The sequence below is a fragment of the uncultured Polaribacter sp. genome (assembly GCF_947501385.1).
GTDB lineage: Bacteria > Bacteroidota > Bacteroidia > Flavobacteriales > Flavobacteriaceae > Polaribacter.
Map to the genome: position 1 here is coordinate 84,584 of NZ_CANMVP010000009.1, position 18,648 is coordinate 103,231.

Consider the following 18,648-nt stretch of genomic DNA (forward strand, 5'->3'; position numbering starts at 1 on the left):
GGCTAATCCTCTAGTTTCTTAAAAGCTACACATGCATTATGACCTCCAAAACCAAAAGTATTACTCATAGCCACCTTAATTTCTCTTTTTTGAGCTTTGTTTAAGGTTAAGTTTAATGCCGGATTAATATTTTCATCTATATGTTGATGATTAATTGTGGGTGGTACAATACCATGTTTCATTGCCAAAATAGAAGCAATAGACTCTACAGCACCAGCAGCACCTAATAGATGACCGGTCATAGACTTTGTAGAATTAATGTTGATATGCTTTGCATGATCTCCAAAAACTTCAGAAATGGCTTTTAATTCAGCTACATCTCCAAGTGGTGTAGAAGTACCATGAGTATTGATGTGGTCTACATCTTCAGGTTTAATACCGGCATTTTCTAAACAGTTTTTCATCACAGCAATTACGCCAATTCCTTCAGGATGTGGTGCCGTAATGTGATACGCATCAGAAGACATTCCGCCTCCAATTACTTCTGCATAAATTTTTGCGCCTCTTGCTTTGGCGTATTCATATTCTTCTAAAACAATAGCTCCTGCTCCTTCTCCTAAAACAAAACCTTCTCTACTTGCGTCGAATGGTCTTGAAGCAGTTTCTGGACTCTCATTTCTAGATGATAAAGCTTGCATAGAACTAAAACCACCAACGCCAGCAATAGTAATTGCAGCTTCAGAACCTCCTGTAACAATAACGTCACAATATCCTAAACGAATATAGTTTAACGCATCTATCATAGCGTTTGCCGATGATGCACACGCCGATACTGTTGTATAGTTTGGTCCCATAAATCCGTTTTTAATGGAAATATGACCTGGTGCAATGTCTGCAATCATTTTTGGAATAAAAAACGGATTGAATTTAGGACTTCCATCACCAGCAGCATAATCTAAAACTTCATTTTGAAAAGTTTCTAAACCACCAATTCCAGCTCCCCAAATAACACCTACTCGTAATTTATTTATGCTTTCTAGATCTAATTTCGAATCTGCAATTGCCTCATCTGAAGCTACCATTGCATATTGCGTAAATTTATCCATTTTACGAGCATCCTTCCTATTGATAAAATCTGTAGGATTAAAGTTTTTTACTTCACAAGCAAAACGAGTCTTGGACTTGGAAGCGTCAAAATGCGTTATAGGCGCGGCTCCGCTAACTCCGTTAACTAAAGCATTCCAATATGCTGAGATATTATTTCCTATGGGCGTTAGTGCTCCAAGTCCAGTGACTACAACTCGTTTTAATTGCATATACTATAAATATTACTTTTTTGCTTCTTCTATATAGCTAACTGCTTGACCAACTGTTCCAATGTTCTCAGCTTGGTCATCTGGAATTTGAATATCAAATTCTTTTTCGAATTCCATAATTAACTCAACAGTATCTAAAGAATCTGCTCCTAAATCATTTGTGAAGCTAGCTTCTGTTGTTACTTCGTTATCGTCAACGCCTAATTTGTCTACGATAATCGCTTTTACTCTTGATGCAATGTCTGACATAATTTTTTTAATTTTAAATTTTAAATCTGGGCAAAAATACAAATCTTATTAATTATAACTAATATTTGCCCTGAAAATGATTATTAAATGTAAAGAAAATAATTTAATCTTCACGTAAAATAATCGGTTTGTTAATAATTATTCTTTTTTTTGTAGCTTAGAAATGAAGATATGAAGCGTATTGTTATTTTTGCCTCTGGTTCTGGATCGAACGCAGAAGCTATTATTAAGTATTTTAATCACACTAAAACCGCTAAGGTTACTAATGTGCTTTGTAACAATGAACATGCCAAAGTATTTGAAAGGTGTAAAAAACTAAATACCAACTGTTTACATTTCAATAAAAACGATTTTATTACGACAGATACCGTCTTAAATATCCTAAAAAAAGAAGCAGATTACATCGTTCTTGCTGGTTTTTTATGGAAAATTCCCGAGAAAGTCATTGCTGCTTTTCCTAAGAAAATTATGAATATTCACCCAGCATTATTGCCAAAATATGGCGGAAAAGGAATGTATGGAATGCATGTGCATAATGCAGTAAAAGAGAACAATGAAACTGAAACGGGCATTACAATTCACTATGTAAATGCCAATTATGATGAAGGAGCCATCATTTTTCAAGCAAAAACCGCTTTAACGGCTCAAGATACGCCAGAAACAATCGCTACGAAAATTCATGTTTTAGAGCAACGGTATTTTCCACAAGTAATAGAAGAAGTAATTCTAGCGACCAATGAGTAAAAAAAAGTTTTATGTAGTTTGGAACGGGCACAAAAAAGGAATTTATACCTCTTGGAAGGTCTGTAAAAAACAAGTTGATGGTTTTGACGGCGCACAATACAAGTCTTTTGCAGATTTAAATGAAGCTGAAATAGCTTTCTCTAAAAAATACGAAGATTATAAAGCGAAAAACACCAAAAAACCTACACTAACAGCTTCAGAAAAAGCAACATACGGTGCACCCAATTTAGAAAGTATTTCTGTAGATGCTGCTTGTGCTGGAAATCCTGGGAAAATGGAATATAGAGGTGTTCTGACTCATAACAAACAAGAAATTTTTAGAAAAGGTCCTTATAAAAAAGGCACCAACAATATTGGTGAGTTTTTAGCTTTGGTGCATGGAATTGCGCTTTTAAAAAGTAAGAAAAAAGAAGACATTCCTATTTATTCTGATTCTAGAATTGCCATGAGTTGGGTACAACAGAAACGATGTAAAACCAACATTCAATTTGATGCTTCTAACAAAGATTTATTAGAATTGATAAAAAGAGCCGAAAATTGGCTAAAAGAAAACACGGTTAAAAATCCAATTCTAAAATGGGAAACAAAAGCTTGGGGAGAAATTCCTGCAGATTTTGGGCGGAAATAGCATCTACATTCTATTAGAAATACGATTATGATTATTTGAAATGTATGTTACCAAATACGTATTGTCTTCTTTTTCAAAGAAAATATACCAAGTAGTTCTTCTATTGCTTAGATAAAACATATAATAGCTACCTAAATATGCATTAGACAAAGGTGTTAACTTTGTGGGAAATGTTGAAATATTCGCTTCAATATAATCTAAAATATTATTTTTATAGCTTATAGCACTCTCTAAAAAGCCAAAGTATTCTTTTTCATATAGCTCAAAAACTAATGCATTAATATAGTTAACAACCTCTGGTTTGTAGTAAATCTTTACTTTTTCCAATTTAAAGATTTAATATACTCATCTGTTTGTTCTTTTACCTCATCTATAGTAATGGCATTTTCAATCTCTTTTTTAAAACTTTTAGTTTTTAATTTTTGATACTCAAAAATTTGATCTACAATATCTTTGTCATCGATAGATGAAATCCAATCTATAATTGTTTTTTTCTTAATAACTAAAGTCATAATTACTGGTAAAATTTTTATTAAAGATACTATTTTATGGTTTAGAATCAAAATAATAGAATCCTGAGTTATTAGAAAACTAAGCTATTTCATTACGTTTAAAATTCTTGCACATTTTGGGCGGAAGTAGTTTTAGTTTACAGTAAACACTTACAGTTTGTAGTTGAAAAATTACTTATAAAATCTTTTTTGGTGCAAAAATCGCTGTATATAAACAGTATTGTCTTCAACTAAATAATGAATTCCAAAAGGAAATTTTTTTGTATGTACTATTTTGATGTTATGATAATGCTGTTGAAAATGCTCTGGATTGAGCTCTATCCGTTCTACAGTTTCGATAAGTTCTGTATCAAATTTTAGTAATAGATTAGAAGAAACTACAGCATAGAAATCTCGTGTTTCTTTGATATCTAATTTAGCTTCGTCACTAAATATAACTTCATAAGCCATTATTTTAGTAAATCTTTTTTAATGGCACTCCAGGGCGTATAATTGATTTTTTCTTCATTATGATTTTTAATCATTTTATCCATCATAATCTTATATTCTTCCAAAGGTTCAAAAGCATAAGCATTCTCTTTTAGAATATGTTCCATATAATTTTTTAAATTACGACCTTCTTTTTTTGCTTTAAATTCTAAAAGAGAAAGTGTTTCTTGGTCTAAAACGACTTCTTTTCTTTTTTTATCCATGATAATTCTGCTTTTATTACGATAAATATACGTAAATTATACGAGATTTTAATTATCTCATTAAACTCAGATACAATTTATAACAATTTAACAAATGCCTTACTTATCAACATTAAACATAAACACAAATCGGACACATCCATATCCGTATGACATTCCTGCTATAAAATATGCTAAAGATTTAGATCTTTCTAATCAAGTAACTTTTTTAGTTGGCGAAAATGGTTCTGGAAAATCAACATTATTAGAAGCCATTGCTTGTCGATTGCAATTACCACACATGGATGGCAGTAGTTATGCAAAAAACAGTTTTGATGCTGCAAAAACACTTTTGCCTTTTTTAGAATTAACTTGGCAAATAGAGCGTTCTGTAGGTTTCTTTTTTAGAGCAGAAGATTTTGGCGATTATTTAAATAGTGTACATCGAGTTGGTGCGACGATTGAAAATCAAATGGGCGATTTTGGCGAAGACATTCCAAACCATATTATAGCGCAAATGAAAGAAAGTGCCAATTATCAATTGAGGCAGATGCGAAGAAATTTCGGACAAGAACTCAATGCGTTTTCTCATGGTGAAGCTTATCTTCATATCATGAACGAAATGATAAATACAAGAGGTATTTATTTACTCGATGAACCCGAAGCAGCACTATCTCCAGCGAAACAGTTGACATTAATTGCTTTTATTAAAAATCACTTAAAAACTCACAACTCTCAATTTATAATCGCTACACACTCACCAATGTTATTGGCCTTTCCTGAAGCTTCTATTTTTGAAATCACAGAAAACAGTATGGAAAAAACGGAATTAGAAGATACTGAACATTACACAATTACCAAGTCTTTTTTGAATAACCCTGATGCTTATTTGAGGCATTTGTAAAATAGTTGGCAGTATTTCAGTAAGCAGTAAGCAGTAAGCAGTCAAGATTGTTATTTGATTTAGAATATTTGTTAGTTTTAAAATTTCTAGTAAATTTTTTTAGTATACAGGTTTTAGTTTTAGTAAATACCTTTAATGAACACTACAACTGCCTACTGGAGACTGAGGACTGGAACCTATAAATTATACCCAATACTAAACATAATAATTCTTGGTAGAATAAAGGTTTTGTATAAAAGATAAGTTCCTTAAAATATCTTCTCAAGAAGCTTAATACTAACAAAACCCTATTTTATTTAAAACTATTTATTTCTTCTATTAACATTTTTTAGAATATAAAAACCCAAAACTAAATTTAGTTTTGGGTTTTGTGTAATTTACACTTCGACAAGTTCAGTGTGACAGCTGCATTAAAAAAATATTAAACAGATGCCTTCATTAATTCTCTATTCATTCTTGCAATGTTGTCTAAAGAAATTCCTTTAGGATATTCTACTTCACAAGCACCTGTATTTGTGCAATTTCCAAAACCTTCTAAATCCATCTGTGCAACCATGTTTTTAACACGATCTGCAGCTTCTACTTGCCCTTGTGGTAACAAAGCATATTGAGATACTTTCGCACCTACAAATAACATTGCAGAACTACTTTTTTTACTTGCTTACTCTTATCGTTACTCGTCACAGAAGAGCATTAAACTTTAGGTTAGTAAAATGATAATTGTGATGATGTAATTTCTTTGTTATTGCAATATAAATTCTTTACTCCAAACATTTACAAGCATTCTAATTATTGCTTCCATTACCACCTAACCAACTGTATACTAAATGTTACTTTACAGAAAAAAAATTTAATTTTTAATTAAAAATTATATATTGTATCCTTAAAAGCAAGTAGGTCTTTTTATTCTTTAAATGATATCGGCAAGTATAAAAAATATAAGAATCAACTAATTTAACACCCCAAAAAAAAATGTTAAACATGAAAATTTACCATTTCTTTTCCGTCTTTGTCTTTATAATTATGAGTACAACACTTAGTGCTCAATCACTTAATAAAAAAGGTTTTGTTGTGTTACATCGTGGAGACACCCTGCATGGTTTTATTAAATATAAGGCTTGGGAATACAATCCTAAAAAAATAAAATTTTACTTTGGAACAAACAAAATACCAAAAGTTTATAGTGTTTCTGAACTATTGTATTTTGAAATTCTAGGGATGGATGCTTATAGACGCAGAGTGCTTTATAAACCTAATGAGTTAGGAGTTTCTTCTCCAGAATATACTTGGATGCGAGAATTGGTAAGAGGTGATGTGATGAGTCTTTATCAATTGAACGACGGAACCAATCAGTTTTATATTAAAGAAAAGGAAGCAGACTATATTAAACTGAAATACCCTAATAATAGAATAAAAATGTATATTCCTATGCTTAAAGCCTATGCAATGAAGGTAAAAGCTGATGATGCACTTTTAAAAGCAATAGATAATTCTGAATATAGTGAAAAAGACCTCATTGATATTGTAAGACGTTTAAACAATTATGGACCCCAAAAAAACACCGCGATTAGTTTGCCTGCCTCTAGTACTTTGCCAAAAGCAGAAACAAAGCCCTCTTTCTTTATATCAGCCGGGGCGGGCATTTCCACACTTACTCTTAAAGGAGATTCTTATTTAGATGGTTTAATATTTGAATCTACCACCATGCCTTATATTAGTTTTGGTATTCAATTAACTGGTGGGCAGAGACAAAAAATGTCTTTTAGATTAGAAGTAAACTATACTTCGGTGTCTTTTCAAGGGAAATCTATAAATACAAGATCTTTCCCAACAAGAGAAATTTTATACGATTTTAAGCAATCTAATATAACCCCTGTGTTTTCTTTTTTATATAAGCTAACCAATAAAGAACCTTTAGACATTTTAACTGGAGTAGGTATCGGCTATAATTTTTCTAATTACAGTAAAAATCAATACCATCAAATAGCGCCACAAGATATTGTGATTGAAGATTATACGCCAATGGGCAATAGTTGGTTTTCAGGTCAATTAAAATTAATCGGACTCTATAAAAAGAAATTTGAATTAGGAGCCTACTATCAGATTTTTGGCACCTATACTCAATCTATACATTATAGTTATGATCCAAGTACTTTTGCCGTTTGGTTAGGATATCATTTTTAACCTTTAAGTATTTAAATTTAACACTTAAACTTTAGTAACATTGAGCATTGCTTCTCTCTGAAATAGATAAACAAAGCCTCCAATAGCTCTAATAACCCGCTACAAGAACAGCTGGTACTCACTCTTAGAGGTCACCAACTCCAACCCATCGATGACCACTCTAGAATACATCCACACCCTTTTAGGAACCTACTACCCATCCTTTCGAGGCACATCTATAACTATTTTAGAACCTATCTACACCCTATCTTAGACGTATTAACACCTGGTTCAGAACCTATTGACACCTCCTCTGAGACCTATTGCCCCCTCGTTCGGAACGTATCGATACCCCGTCCAGAACCTATCGACCCCTCTATAATTATCCATATAAGTTATGTCTTTTTACTCTTTTAAGAGTTAGCTGTTGCTTCAGATGCTGGTGTACTGCCATCACCAGGGAAAAATTGTTTTAAGTCGTTATAAATGGCGGTCATACCTACTACGTTTTCTTTAGCTAGGTAACGCATATGGCGGTAAATGGTTAAATAGCTTTGGTGTACATCGTAATCTAATAGTATTTTAGTGTGTTAGGCATCGGTAAGAATGTGTTTAATCTGATCTCTCCAACCATCTAACAGCAAACGGGAGGTGTTATCTCGATTGAGTTCTGCCATGTCTACATGTGTGGGAATGGCCCTGGGATTGTTCCCAGCATACTGCAGTACTTTTTGTACCCTAAGTTTATTTTCTTCGTTAATAGCATAAACGTTGGCTTTCTCTCTAGGAAGCTCGGTAGGGCTACTCTACGCCCAGTACCCACAAGGCCTAAACGCTATGCTTACAACGCGACGGAGTTCTAGTTACATCTCTGAAGAGTTGTAGTTACATCTCCGCCGAGTTCTAGTTACTTCTCTGAAGAGTTGTAGTTATATCTCCGCCGAGTTCTAGTTACTTTTCTAGCGAGCTAGAATTAATAGGCTTTATTAATTTGTGGTGAGTTTTTACCACTTAGATAGTTCTGTTCCATACGATGATCTGTTTTTAAATGACCAATTACAGGCTCTTCTTCTAAACTTCTTACGTTTGGTTCTCTTTTTTATTATATATCTGATACTGAAACGAGTTCAGCATGACAACTCATTAAAAAATATTAAACAGACGCCTTCATTAATTCTCTGTTCATTCTTGCAATGTTGTCTAAAGAAATTCCTTTAGGACATTCTACTTCACAAGCACCTGTATTTGTGCAATTTCCAAAACCTTCTAAATCCATCTGTGCAACCATGTTTTTAACACGATCTGCAGCTTCTACTTGCCCTTGTGGTAACAAAGCATATTGAGATACTTTCGCACCTACAAATAACATTGCAGAAGAGTTTTTACAACTTGCAACACAAGCACCACAACCAATACAGGTTGCTGCATCCATTGCTTCGTCTGCTGCATGTTTAGAAATAGGAATTGAGTTTGCATCTTGGGTATTTCCTGAGGTATTTACAGAAATATATCCACCTGCATGCTGTATTCTATCAAAAGCAGATCTGTCTACTACTAAATCTTTAATTACTGGAAAAGAAGCAGCTCTAAATGGCTCAATTGTAATTGTATCGCCGTCTTTAAACATACGCATATGTAACTGACAAGTTGTTACACCTCTATCAGGTCCATGTGCTTCTCCATTGATATACATAGAACACATTCCACAAATTCCTTCTCTACAATCGTGATCAAAAGCAACGGGTTGTTCACCAGCGTTTACTAATTGTTCGTTTAAAACATCCATCATTTCTAAAAAAGACATGCTTCCTGAAATTTCAGCTATTTTATAATCGACCATTTTACCTTTGTCGTTTGCATCTACTTGACGCCAAATCTTAAGTGTTAAGTTCATTGTTTGTGAGTTATTTTGTTATTGGTTATTCAGTTATTTTTGTAAAAAACTAAATAAGCCTCTCTTTTTTACTTTAACTTTTGATTTTTTAAATACTTAATGTATCCATTTAAAATCAAAAGCGTTTTATTGTGTATTGTTCTTAATTCTGTTAAATTTTCTGATGAAACATAACCTTCATCAAAAGCAATAATTCCATGATCTAAAGTTTCAAATAGTGAACCTCTGGCAATTCTACAAAACTGAATATTCTCTTGAAAATGAAATCTTCCATAACCTTCAGCAATATTATTTCCAACAGACCTTGCAGCTCTTTTAATCTGATCTATTAATGCGTACTTTTCACTATTTGGCAGTTTGATAATAATATTATTTTTTACAAATAATATTAAGTTTCTTGCTTCTTTCCAACAAGACAGTTCTTCAAAAGATTTAAAACTACTCAACCTAAATAACTTAATTTACAAAATAATTTAATAACTAAACTATTTATACGAACGCTCCTTTACTTCTATATTCTCGTAAACCAATGCTTCTTTATGTAAAACAGCATCTTTTGGTTCTCCTTTATATTCCCAAGCAGAAACAAATTGAAATTCTTTTATTCTCTTTGCTTCTCCGTCTGGTGTTTGATATTCTTCTCTAAAGTGTCCTCCTGCAGATTCTTCTCTCACCAAAGCATCTTTTGCAAACAACTCTCCTAATTCTAAGAAATCTGCAACTCTACCTGCTTTTGCCAATTGCTCATTATATTCATGGTCATTACCAGGAACAATTACATTCTCCCAGAAATCTTTTCTTAAAGCAGAAATATCTTCAATGGCTGTTTTTAAACCTTCAGCATTTCTAGACATTCCACATTTATCCCACATAATTTTTCCTAATTTTTTGTGGTAATAATCTACAGAATGTGTTCCTTTATTATTGACAAAAAACTGAATTCTTTCTGACACTTCTTTTTCTGCGGCTTCAAATTCTGGAGTATCTGTTGAAATTTTTCCAGTTCTAATATCATCCGCTAAATAATCTCCAATTGTATAAGGTAAAACGAAATATCCATCAGCTAAACCTTGCATTAATGCAGAAGCTCCTAATCTGTTTGCGCCGTGATCAGAGAAATTTGCTTCACCGATTGCATAACAGCCAGGAATCGTCGTCATCAAATTATAATCGACCCAAACACCGCCCATGGTATAGTGTACTGCTGGATAAATCATCATTGGTGTTTCATACGGATTCTCATCTACAATTTTCTCGTACATCTGAAATAAATTTCCATATTTCGCTCGTACAATTTCTTGACCTAATTCTTTAATTTTTGCTTCCGAAGGATTGACAATATTATGAATCTTCGCTTGCTCTGTTCCATAACGAACAAAAGACGCAGCAAAATCTAAATAGACCGCTTCACCAGTTGCATTTACACCATAGCCAGCATCACAACGTTCTTTTGCTGCTCTCGATGCCACATCACGGGGCACCAAATTCCCAAATGCAGGATATCTTCTTTCTAAATAATAATCTCTATCTTCTTCTTTTAATTGCATAGGTTTTAATGTTCCTGCTTTTATTGCTTCAACATCTTTTAAATGTTTTGGGACCCAAATTCTACCATCATTTCTTAAAGATTCAGACATCAATGTTAATTTCGACTGATAATCTCCAGAACGAGGAATACATGTCGGGTGAATTTGTGTATAACAAGGGTTTGCAAAATAGGCTCCTTTTTTATGCACTTTCCAACCTGCAGTTACGTTAGAACCCATGGCGTTGGTAGATAAGAAATATACGTTTCCGTAACCACCAGAAGCAATTACAACTGCATGTGCAGAATGACGTTCGATTTCTCCTGTAACTAAATTACGTGCAATAATTCCACGAGCTTTTCCATCAACCACCACCACATCTAACATTTCATGACGATTGAACATTTCAATCTTTCCACGCGCAATTTGCCTGTTCATTGCAGAATATGCACCTAATAATAATTGCTGACCTGTTTGTCCTTTTGCGTAGAAAGTTCTAGAAACTAAAACTCCACCAAAAGAACGGTTGTCTAACAAACCACCATAATCACGTGCAAAAGGAACTCCTTGTGCCACACATTGATCGATGATATTTGCAGAAACCTCTGCCAATCTATATACGTTTGATTCTCTCGAACGATAATCGCCACCTTTTACGGTATCATAAAATAATCTATAGGTAGAATCGCCATCTCCTTGATAATTTTTTGCGGCATTAATTCCTCCTTGTGCTGCAATAGAATGCGCTCTTCTTGGCGAATCTTGGTATGCAAATGCTTTTACATTGTAGCCCAATTCTGCCAACGTTGCAGCAGCAGAACCACCTGCCAAACCTGTACCTACAACAATTACATCGATATGACGTTTGTTAGCAGGATTTACTAAATTGATATGATTTTTATACTCTGTCCATTTCTCTTTAAGTGGACCTTGTGGTACTTTTGAATCTAAAGCCATAATATTATAAGATTAATGGTTAAAGTGATGGTAAAGTGCAATAAAAATAAAACCTGCTGGAATTATAATTGCATAAGCCTTACCAAAATTATCTAATTTTTTTCTTAAAGAAGCTGCTCCTACAGATTGAAATGCTGATGTAAAGCCGTGCGCCAAATGCAAACCTAAAAACACAAATGCTAAAACATACGCTCCAACTCTAATTGGATTCACAAATTTATGAACCAATTCTTCATGATAACGAAAACCTTCAACTCCTTCCATTGTTCCTGACCAATCTCCTTGAATAAATTTTGTATTGATTTCTGGAAACCAAAAATCGATAAAGTGTAATAGTATAAAAGCTAAAATGGTAACTCCACTCCAAATCATGTTTCTACTCATCCAACTTGAATTTGCAGCACCGTTATTTTTAGCATACGAGACTTTTCTTGCTCTCGAATTTCTAATTTCTAAAATGAAACCCATCACAAAGTGAAACACCACCGCAAAAATTAAGACAGGCTGTAATGCAAATTGAACTATAGGATTTGTACCCATAAAATGTGACACTTCATTGAATAGTTCTGGACTAAAAACCGATAAAATGTTTATTGATAAATGCTGAAGTAAGAAGAACATCAGAAAAAACGCTGAAAGCGCCATTGCTACCTTTCTTCCAATTGAAGATTTGAAAAATCCGCTCATTGTATAAATTGGTTAAAATTTTAACAACAAAAATACGGCTAAACAAATGCCAAAGCAAAGAAATTACAACGTTTTCGTTCGTATTTAGAACAGTTTTAAATTAGTAAAGCACAATTTTTAAAAATCACGAAGTAATGCATTAAAAACTGATAGCTTTACTAATCTCTTTTTTTGAGTAGAATCTTTGAATGCTTATCAAAAAAATCGTAGAATTTTTTAGTTTGAAGCCACTAAACACTTGTTATTTTTCCACTTCCCTTTGAGTTCTTTTTTAGGGATAATTTTACCCTCACAAGTTAAAAAATTGCCTTTCTTATCTTTTTTGATAATTTTCATTTTTCCTTGTTTAATTGCATTTATAATTTTATAAATTAAGCTATTTCTTGGCGTTTTACTTCTTCTCTTTATCAGCTTTAAACCCTCATCATTATTATGCAAATCCATTTCTGATGAAATTTCATCAGGCACAAAACCATCTTCTAGCTTCAATTTTTTGTACGTTATATAATTATCTTTTTCATGTGCTTTTCCTAAAGATTTTGCAGAAGATTTACCGATTTCTTGACGCAATCTTGCCATCCAATAAGCGTGTCTAAAAGCATCTACTTGTCCGCCAGCTGCGTCTCCATCTAGTAAATTTGTATTTCTAATAGAATCTGCTACTTTATTGGTTTCATTAGAAATTTTTAGAGATGTTTTTGCTTTGAACGGATGAAATAGCACCCATCTCTTTATAGGACCAGATAATTTTAGAAAGTTTTTAAAATCAGATTGTGCGTTTACAGAAATAGCTACTGTAAAAAAAAGCATGGGAAGGTGTTTTTTCATAAATAATTACTGATTTTCTGAATAGTTTTTAAAATTATTTAATACAGCTTGCCAACCTGATTTCTGCATGTCTTCTAGATTCATTTTTTCAGGTTCAAAAATGTTTTCAACTATTGTTTTTTGCCCTTTGTCTATAAGTTTTACTTCCACTTTTCTGCCATCATCTAAAGTATAGGCAATCAATTTATGCGCAACAACTTTAGTATAAGTTCCACCAATGTCGAAACTCATATTACCCTCTTTTGAGGCCATTGTTGAAGAAAATTTACCTGCTTTTCATAAATTATTTTCAGCATTTGGACAATACCAATCATCTGAAGCAAAATTCCATTTTGTGATGTGTTCTGGTTGCGTCCAAAATTCCCAAACTTTTTCGATGGGTTTATCAACCGAAATTTCTATTTTTTTGTTTCCATAACACATTGACTTTTATAACCCCTAAAGGGTTTGGAACCCTTTAGGGGCTACGTTATAATTACTACTTTATTTCAAACGTACTTTCTACATCCCCAATTTTTACCATATATTTTCCTTTTGGTAAATAAAACACACCATTTTTAGCTTCTTTTAATTCGGTTTTTTGGTTTGCTTTTTCAAAAGCTCTTTTTCCTTTTTTAGAGAAAGAAACATCAAATAGTGCTTCGTTATATCCTTTGTCTGCATCAAAAGAAATAGCATTTACTTTTACGTCATCACTAAAAACATCAATCGTTATTTTTCTACTTGAATTTGAGTAAAAAGGAATTTTAATCTCTGGTGTAAAAGCATCTCTCCATTGGCTCCAAGAACGTCCCCAATTTTCGCTTTTTCTAATATTATTTATTGCAAAAACATGCATTGATCTTCCTAGAACTTCATCATTCATTAATTGAAGCGCAGCAATATCTGCTTTGTATAAACTTCTTCCGTGTGTTCCTACAATTAAATGTTTTGCTGTTGGCTGAATCACCAAATCGTGCACAGCAACATTTGGTAAATCTTTACGAAACGCTTCCCAAGAATTTCCTTGATTGAAAGAAACATAGAGTCCATTATCAGTTCCTACATACAGCACATTTTCGTTTGCAGGATCTTCTTTAATGACATTTACTGGTGCTGTTGGAATGTTACTGCCAATATTTTTCCAAGTTTGTCCGTAATCATCAGAAACATACACATAGGTTGTAAAATCATCAAATCTGTAACCGTTTAAAGTTGCATATACGCGTTCTTTTTTATGTGCTGAAGCAATGACTCTTGAAACCCATAAATTTTGTGGTAAGTTGTTAGAAATTCGCGACCAACTTCCGCCACCGTTTTTCGTTATGTTGATGTATCCATCATCTGAACCTACATAAATTAACCCAAACTGAAACGGACTTTCAGAAATGGACGTTAAAGTTCCATACGCAACATTTCCTTTCTTTCCACCAGCTGTTAAATCTTCTGAAATGGTTTCCCAATCATCCCCTTGATTTAAAGAACGATGCAATTTATTTCCACCTAAATATAAAATATCTTGATTGTGTTTCGATAAATGAATGGGTGTTTGCCAGTTAAATCTGTAAGGAGTTTCACCCAAAGCATGTTTTGGCTGAATGTATTCGTTCTTGCCCGTTTCTCTATTGATTCTGTAATAATTTCCAAACTGATAGCCTGTATACACAATATTTGGATTTCTATCATCTACTTGCACTTGCATACCATCGCCACCCATAATAGATTCATACGGATTTTGACCTGATTGTTGCCAACTTTTATTGATTCTCGCATTGTTAGGCGCAACCCAAACACCGTTATCTTGCAAACCACCATAGACTTTATAATTTTTCTGATTGTCTGCGTATACCGAATAAAATTGCCCAACAGCAGGATCGTTTAGCTTGATCCAATTTTCACCATCATCATAAGAAAGATTTAAACCACCATCATTTCCATTTAAAATATGACCCGATTTATTCGGGTTTACCCACAGTGCTTGATGATCTGAATGTACATTTTCTTTACTAATAGATGTAAATGTTTTTCCACCATCTTTCGATTTTATAATAGGAACTCCCATCACGTAAATGCCGTTTTCATCTTGCAAATCGACCCTTATTTCACCAAAATAATAACCATAAGAACTATACACACCGTCTAAAAAGTTGTCGTGTGTTTTGTTCCAAGACAAACCACCATTTGTAGTTTTAAAAACCTCTGCACCAATTACCTGTGTATCAAACAACATGGCATTGGCATCTTCTAAATAACTTGCCAAATCTATAGGTTTTACAGTACCAACACGTACCATTTGTTTTACATTTTCGGCTCTATATTTTTCTTGAAATCCGTTATTCTTTAAATAGGTGTTTAATTTTTTATCTGTTAATTTTAAGAAGTCTGCAGCAGACATTGTTTTAAAATCTTCTTTTGTCAAATCGTCTGACGGTTTTTTAGCTGCGTCTTTTGGTCTTCTAAATTGACTATCATGCAACGCATAGACTGTATTTTCGTTAAAAACAGCCAATCCTATTCTACCAACACCGTTTCCTGTTGGAAAACCGCTTTTATCAGCAATTTTTGTCCAAGAAGAACCTGCATCTGTACTTTTATAAATTGCAGAATTGCTTCCATCGCCATCAAAATTCCATGCTTTACGCGCTCTTTCCCAAGAAGCAGCATACATTATATTAAAATTTTCTGGAGCAAAAGCAACATCAATAACTCCAGTATCATTATTTATGAATAAAGATTTTGTCCAAGTTTTTCCACCATCAATTGTTTTAAAAATTCCTCTTTCTTCATTTGAAGAATACAAATGACCTATGACACCAACAATTACTTCATCAGAATTATTTGGATTGATGAGAATTCTACTTACGTGGTGAGCATCTGGCAAACCAACATTCGTCCATGTTTTACCTTTATCTGTAGATTTTAACATTCCAATTCCTGCGTAGGAAGAACGTGAAGAATTTTTTTCTCCTGTACCTACCCAAATCGTTCCAGAATTCCAATCTACGGCAATATCACCCACATTTTGTGTTGGTGAACTGTCTAAAAGGGGCGTAAAAGTGGTTCCATTATTATTTGTGTACCACAAACCTCCAGACGCATAACCCACATAGAATTCGGTTGTATTCTTTGGATTTACAGCAACATCTGCCACACGACCACTCATTACTGTGGGCCCGATATTGGTAAATGCTACATTTTTTACCAATGAAGCATTCATCATTTGAGATTTCTTTGCTAAAGATTGTTGAATGGTTTCTGAATGGGTAGGTGTTTGTGCAAGAAAAGTTACAGAAACAAGCATCATTAAAAGCTGAAAAATAGATTTCATAAAATTAAAGTTTGGTTTGAATTGATGAAATTACAGTTTGTAAAATTAATATCAAAGAAATTAGTATCGGATTGGTTACATATTTATGTTTAATCGTAATGAAATCTACATTTTACAATTCTAATTTCATCTTCACGAACTTGATAAATAAGCCTGTGTTCACTATCTATTCTTCTTGACCAAAAACCTCTATAATTATGCTTTAAAGCTTCTGGTTTCCCAATTCCTTCATAAGGTTGTCTGGAAATATCTTTCAACAATAAATTGATTCGTTTCAGTATTTTTTTATCGATTTTCTGACAATATAAGTAATCCTCCCACGATTCATCTACAAATACATATTTCATTATTCGATTAATTCTTTGCTAAAAGTAGTATTGTCTTTAAACTTTTCTATGGCTGAATCTAATCTTACTTTATTTTTTTCGGATGACATTTCATATTGTGTAGCAAGAAGAGAATTATACTCTTCTAATGAAATTACTACGACGCCAGAACTTTTACCTCTATTAATTATCAATGTTTCAAAATTTTCTGTAACTTTTGTTAAATACCTCTTTATGTCTTTTCTAAAGTCGGAAATTGTAGCTGTTATCATAATTTTAGTACGTTATAAAGTACAAATATACGTACAAAATAAATTTTATGAAAAATAAAATGATTTTGATTCTCTTTTCTTATAAACTTATAATACCTTCAAGATCTCGCAGGAAGTTGGTAAACACTCAATGAGCGTTAGGGATTGAACGGTTTGTTTGAGCTCTTTTTGATTCCGACACTTCGGAGAAAAAAAGCGAGTAGTGAAAGCTCGTTAAAACGCCGAAATAAAAAATAAGCAAATCTTTTTATACCTACAAGGTCTTAGAGACCTTGCAGGATAGCATATTACAAGTTAAAACAACGTATCTTTGCCCCAGAAACAGCTACATAAAGCGAGTTTCAAAAATTATTTTTATGACATTTAAAGATTTAGGTTTATCTCAGGCATTGGTAAAAGCAGTAGAAGAGAAAGGATATACCAAACCATCACCCATACAAGAAAAAGCAATTCCACATATTTTAGAAGGCAAAGATATTTTAGCTTCTGCACAAACAGGAACAGGAAAAACAGCGGGTTTTACCTTGCCCGTTTTACAGCGTTTAGCGGAAACAAAACACCCAAAATACAGACCTTTACGCGCGTTGGTTTTAACGCCAACAAGAGAATTGGCTGCGCAAGTTCATGACAACGTAAGAGAATACAGCAAATATGTAGATATAAAATCTGCAGTAGTTTTTGGTGGTGTAAATGCCAAACCACAAATTGCAACTTTGCGAAGTGGTGTAGATATATTGGTAGCGACTCCTGGTAGATTGCTAGATTTACACGATCAAAAAGCAGTTTCTTTTAAACGAATTGATGTGTTAATTTTAGATGAAGCTGACAGAATGTTAGACATGGGTTTTGTTAGAGATATTAACAAGATTATCAGTTTTATGCCAACAAAACGTCAGAATTTGATGTTTTCTGCTACCTTTTCTAAAGATATTAAAAAGTTGGCGGAAGGGATTTTAAGAAACCCTGTTTCGGTTGAAACTGCTCCGCAAAATTCAACCGCTAAAAAAGTAACGCATAAGGTTTATAAAGTTGATAAAAAGAAAAAAACTGAGTTTACCATTAAGCTAATTAAAGACAATAACTGGAAGCAAATTTTAATTTTTACCAGAACAAAACATGGTGCTAATAAGTTAACAGAAAAACTAATTAAATCTGGAATTTCTGCTGCTGCAATTCACGGAAATAAAAGTCAAGGCGCAAGAACAAAGGCCTTAAAGAATTTTAAAGACAATTCTATAAAGGTTTTGGTGGCTACAGATATTGCTGCACGTGGTTTAGACATTCCACTACTACCTCATGTAGTTAATTATGAATTGCCAAATGTACCTGAAGATTATGTGCATAGAATTGGTAGAACTGGTAGAGCTGGTGCTGCAGGAGAAGCGATTTCTTTAGTGTGTAGCGAAGAGGTTGAATATCAAAATGAAATTGAAAAATTACTAAAAGAAAAATTAAAATCGACCATTGTAGAAGGTTTTGAGCCTACAGATACTGCGCCTCCAAAAAGAGCTGCAACACAGAGTAAAGGTTCTTTTGGTAAAAAGAAAAGATCATCTAAAGGAGGTTCTTCTAACGGAAATACACCAAAAAGAAAACCCCATTTTAAAGGGAATAAACCTTCAACTTCTGGGCGTGGAAGAAGTAGTGGTGCTCCTAAGAAAAGACATGATTAATTTTTTAGACACAGATTTCACAGATCTTGGGATTTACTTTGTCAATTCACA

At 33.2% G+C, this 18,648-nt stretch carries 19 protein-coding genes and 2 pseudogenes; 5 read left to right on the forward strand and 16 right to left on the reverse strand.

Annotated elements, in window-relative coordinates; translation table 11 throughout:
- Positions 1-2 precede the first annotated feature (2 nt).
- Positions 3-1,256 carry a beta-ketoacyl-ACP synthase II gene (gene fabF / locus Q0998_RS07615; RefSeq protein ID WP_299668413.1) on the reverse strand — a complete coding sequence of 418 codons (1,254 nt, stop codon included), beginning with the start codon at positions 1,254-1,256 and terminating at the stop codon, positions 3-5.
- A 12-nt stretch (positions 1,257-1,268) separates the two neighbouring features.
- On the reverse strand, positions 1,269-1,505 hold the full coding sequence (locus Q0998_RS07620; protein WP_004569249.1) for an acyl carrier protein: 237 nt from the start codon (positions 1,503-1,505) through the stop codon (positions 1,269-1,271).
- A gap of 171 nt (positions 1,506-1,676) precedes the next feature.
- On the opposite strand from Q0998_RS07620, the gene Q0998_RS07625 reads away from it, so the two are divergent.
- Positions 1,677-2,249, forward strand: coding sequence for a phosphoribosylglycinamide formyltransferase (locus Q0998_RS07625; RefSeq protein WP_299668417.1), 573 nt, complete (start codon positions 1,677-1,679; stop codon positions 2,247-2,249).
- Positions 2,242-2,877 (forward strand): ribonuclease H family protein, encoded by a 636-nt coding sequence (locus tag Q0998_RS07630; RefSeq protein WP_299668419.1) that lies wholly within the window; start codon positions 2,242-2,244, stop codon positions 2,875-2,877. Before Q0998_RS07625 ends, Q0998_RS07630 begins: the two co-directional genes overlap by 8 nt.
- 3 nt (positions 2,878-2,880) lie before the next feature.
- Here the strand turns inward: Q0998_RS07630 and Q0998_RS07635 are convergent, their stop codons facing one another.
- The 4 genes from Q0998_RS07635 to Q0998_RS07650 form a co-directional block, all read right to left on the reverse strand.
- On the reverse strand, positions 2,881-3,204 hold the full coding sequence (locus tag Q0998_RS07635; RefSeq protein WP_299668421.1) for a hypothetical protein: 324 nt from the start codon (positions 3,202-3,204) through the stop codon (positions 2,881-2,883).
- Positions 3,192-3,389, reverse strand: coding sequence for a hypothetical protein (locus Q0998_RS07640; protein ID WP_299668424.1), 198 nt, complete (start codon positions 3,387-3,389; stop codon positions 3,192-3,194). The genes Q0998_RS07635 and Q0998_RS07640 overlap by 13 nt, the downstream gene beginning before the upstream one ends.
- 171 nt (positions 3,390-3,560) lie before the next feature.
- Positions 3,561-3,839, reverse strand: coding sequence for a type II toxin-antitoxin system RelE/ParE family toxin (locus Q0998_RS07645; protein WP_299668426.1), 279 nt, complete (start codon positions 3,837-3,839; stop codon positions 3,561-3,563).
- Positions 3,839-4,081: a hypothetical protein gene (locus Q0998_RS07650; protein WP_299668428.1), complete on the reverse strand. Its 243-nt coding sequence runs from the start codon at positions 4,079-4,081 to the stop codon at positions 3,839-3,841. Before Q0998_RS07650 ends, Q0998_RS07645 begins: the two co-directional genes overlap by 1 nt.
- A gap of 94 nt (positions 4,082-4,175) precedes the next feature.
- Here Q0998_RS07650 and Q0998_RS07655 point away from each other — a divergent pair, with 94 nt between their 5' ends.
- On the forward strand, positions 4,176-4,964 hold the full coding sequence (locus tag Q0998_RS07655; protein ID WP_299668430.1) for an AAA family ATPase: 789 nt from the start codon (positions 4,176-4,178) through the stop codon (positions 4,962-4,964).
- A 421-nt stretch (positions 4,965-5,385) separates the two neighbouring features.
- Here the strand turns inward: Q0998_RS07655 and Q0998_RS07660 are convergent.
- Positions 5,386-5,625 (reverse strand): annotated as a pseudogene (locus Q0998_RS07660) (succinate dehydrogenase/fumarate reductase iron-sulfur subunit); the annotation flags it as partial.
- Between the two features lie 362 nt (positions 5,626-5,987).
- Between Q0998_RS07660 and Q0998_RS07665 the strand changes: the two are divergent.
- Positions 5,988-7,148: a hypothetical protein gene (locus tag Q0998_RS07665; RefSeq protein WP_299668433.1), complete on the forward strand. Its 1,161-nt coding sequence runs from the start codon at positions 5,988-5,990 to the stop codon at positions 7,146-7,148.
- A gap of 1,132 nt (positions 7,149-8,280) precedes the next feature.
- Here the strand turns inward: Q0998_RS07665 and Q0998_RS07670 are convergent.
- The 9 genes and pseudogenes from Q0998_RS07670 to Q0998_RS07710 all read right to left on the reverse strand — a co-directional run bounded on the left by Q0998_RS07670 (position 8,281) and on the right by Q0998_RS07710 (position 16,924).
- Entirely contained in the window at positions 8,281-9,021 is a 741-nt protein-coding gene (locus Q0998_RS07670) for a succinate dehydrogenase/fumarate reductase iron-sulfur subunit (protein WP_299668436.1), read from the reverse strand.
- 68 nt (positions 9,022-9,089) lie between these two features.
- Positions 9,090-9,467 carry a four helix bundle protein gene (locus Q0998_RS07675; RefSeq protein ID WP_299668438.1) on the reverse strand — a complete coding sequence of 126 codons (378 nt, stop codon included), beginning with the start codon at positions 9,465-9,467 and terminating at the stop codon, positions 9,090-9,092.
- Positions 9,468-9,506: 39 nt separating this feature from the next.
- Positions 9,507-11,504, reverse strand: coding sequence for a fumarate reductase/succinate dehydrogenase flavoprotein subunit (locus tag Q0998_RS07680; RefSeq protein WP_299668440.1), 1,998 nt, complete (start codon positions 11,502-11,504; stop codon positions 9,507-9,509).
- A 12-nt stretch (positions 11,505-11,516) separates the two neighbouring features.
- On the reverse strand, positions 11,517-12,191 hold the full coding sequence (locus tag Q0998_RS07685; RefSeq protein WP_299668443.1) for a succinate dehydrogenase cytochrome b subunit: 675 nt from the start codon (positions 12,189-12,191) through the stop codon (positions 11,517-11,519).
- A gap of 216 nt (positions 12,192-12,407) precedes the next feature.
- Positions 12,408-13,019 carry a hypothetical protein gene (locus Q0998_RS07690; protein ID WP_299668446.1) on the reverse strand — a complete coding sequence of 204 codons (612 nt, stop codon included), beginning with the start codon at positions 13,017-13,019 and terminating at the stop codon, positions 12,408-12,410.
- A gap of 6 nt (positions 13,020-13,025) precedes the next feature.
- Positions 13,026-13,442, reverse strand: a pseudogene (locus tag Q0998_RS07695) (SRPBCC domain-containing protein).
- Positions 13,443-13,497: 55 nt separating this feature from the next.
- Positions 13,498-16,326 (reverse strand): glycosyl hydrolase, encoded by a 2,829-nt coding sequence (locus Q0998_RS07700; protein WP_299668449.1) that lies wholly within the window; start codon positions 16,324-16,326, stop codon positions 13,498-13,500.
- An 89-nt stretch (positions 16,327-16,415) separates the two neighbouring features.
- Entirely contained in the window at positions 16,416-16,673 is a 258-nt protein-coding gene (locus Q0998_RS07705; RefSeq protein WP_299668452.1) for a Txe/YoeB family addiction module toxin, read from the reverse strand.
- Positions 16,673-16,924, reverse strand: coding sequence for a type II toxin-antitoxin system Phd/YefM family antitoxin (locus Q0998_RS07710; protein ID WP_299668454.1), 252 nt, complete (start codon positions 16,922-16,924; stop codon positions 16,673-16,675). The genes Q0998_RS07705 and Q0998_RS07710 overlap by 1 nt, the downstream gene beginning before the upstream one ends.
- Positions 16,925-17,280: 356 nt before the next feature.
- Here Q0998_RS07710 and Q0998_RS07715 point away from each other — a divergent pair, with 356 nt between their 5' ends.
- Positions 17,281-18,597, forward strand: coding sequence for a DEAD/DEAH box helicase (locus tag Q0998_RS07715; protein ID WP_299668457.1), 1,317 nt, complete (start codon positions 17,281-17,283; stop codon positions 18,595-18,597).
- Positions 18,598-18,648 lie beyond the last annotated feature (51 nt).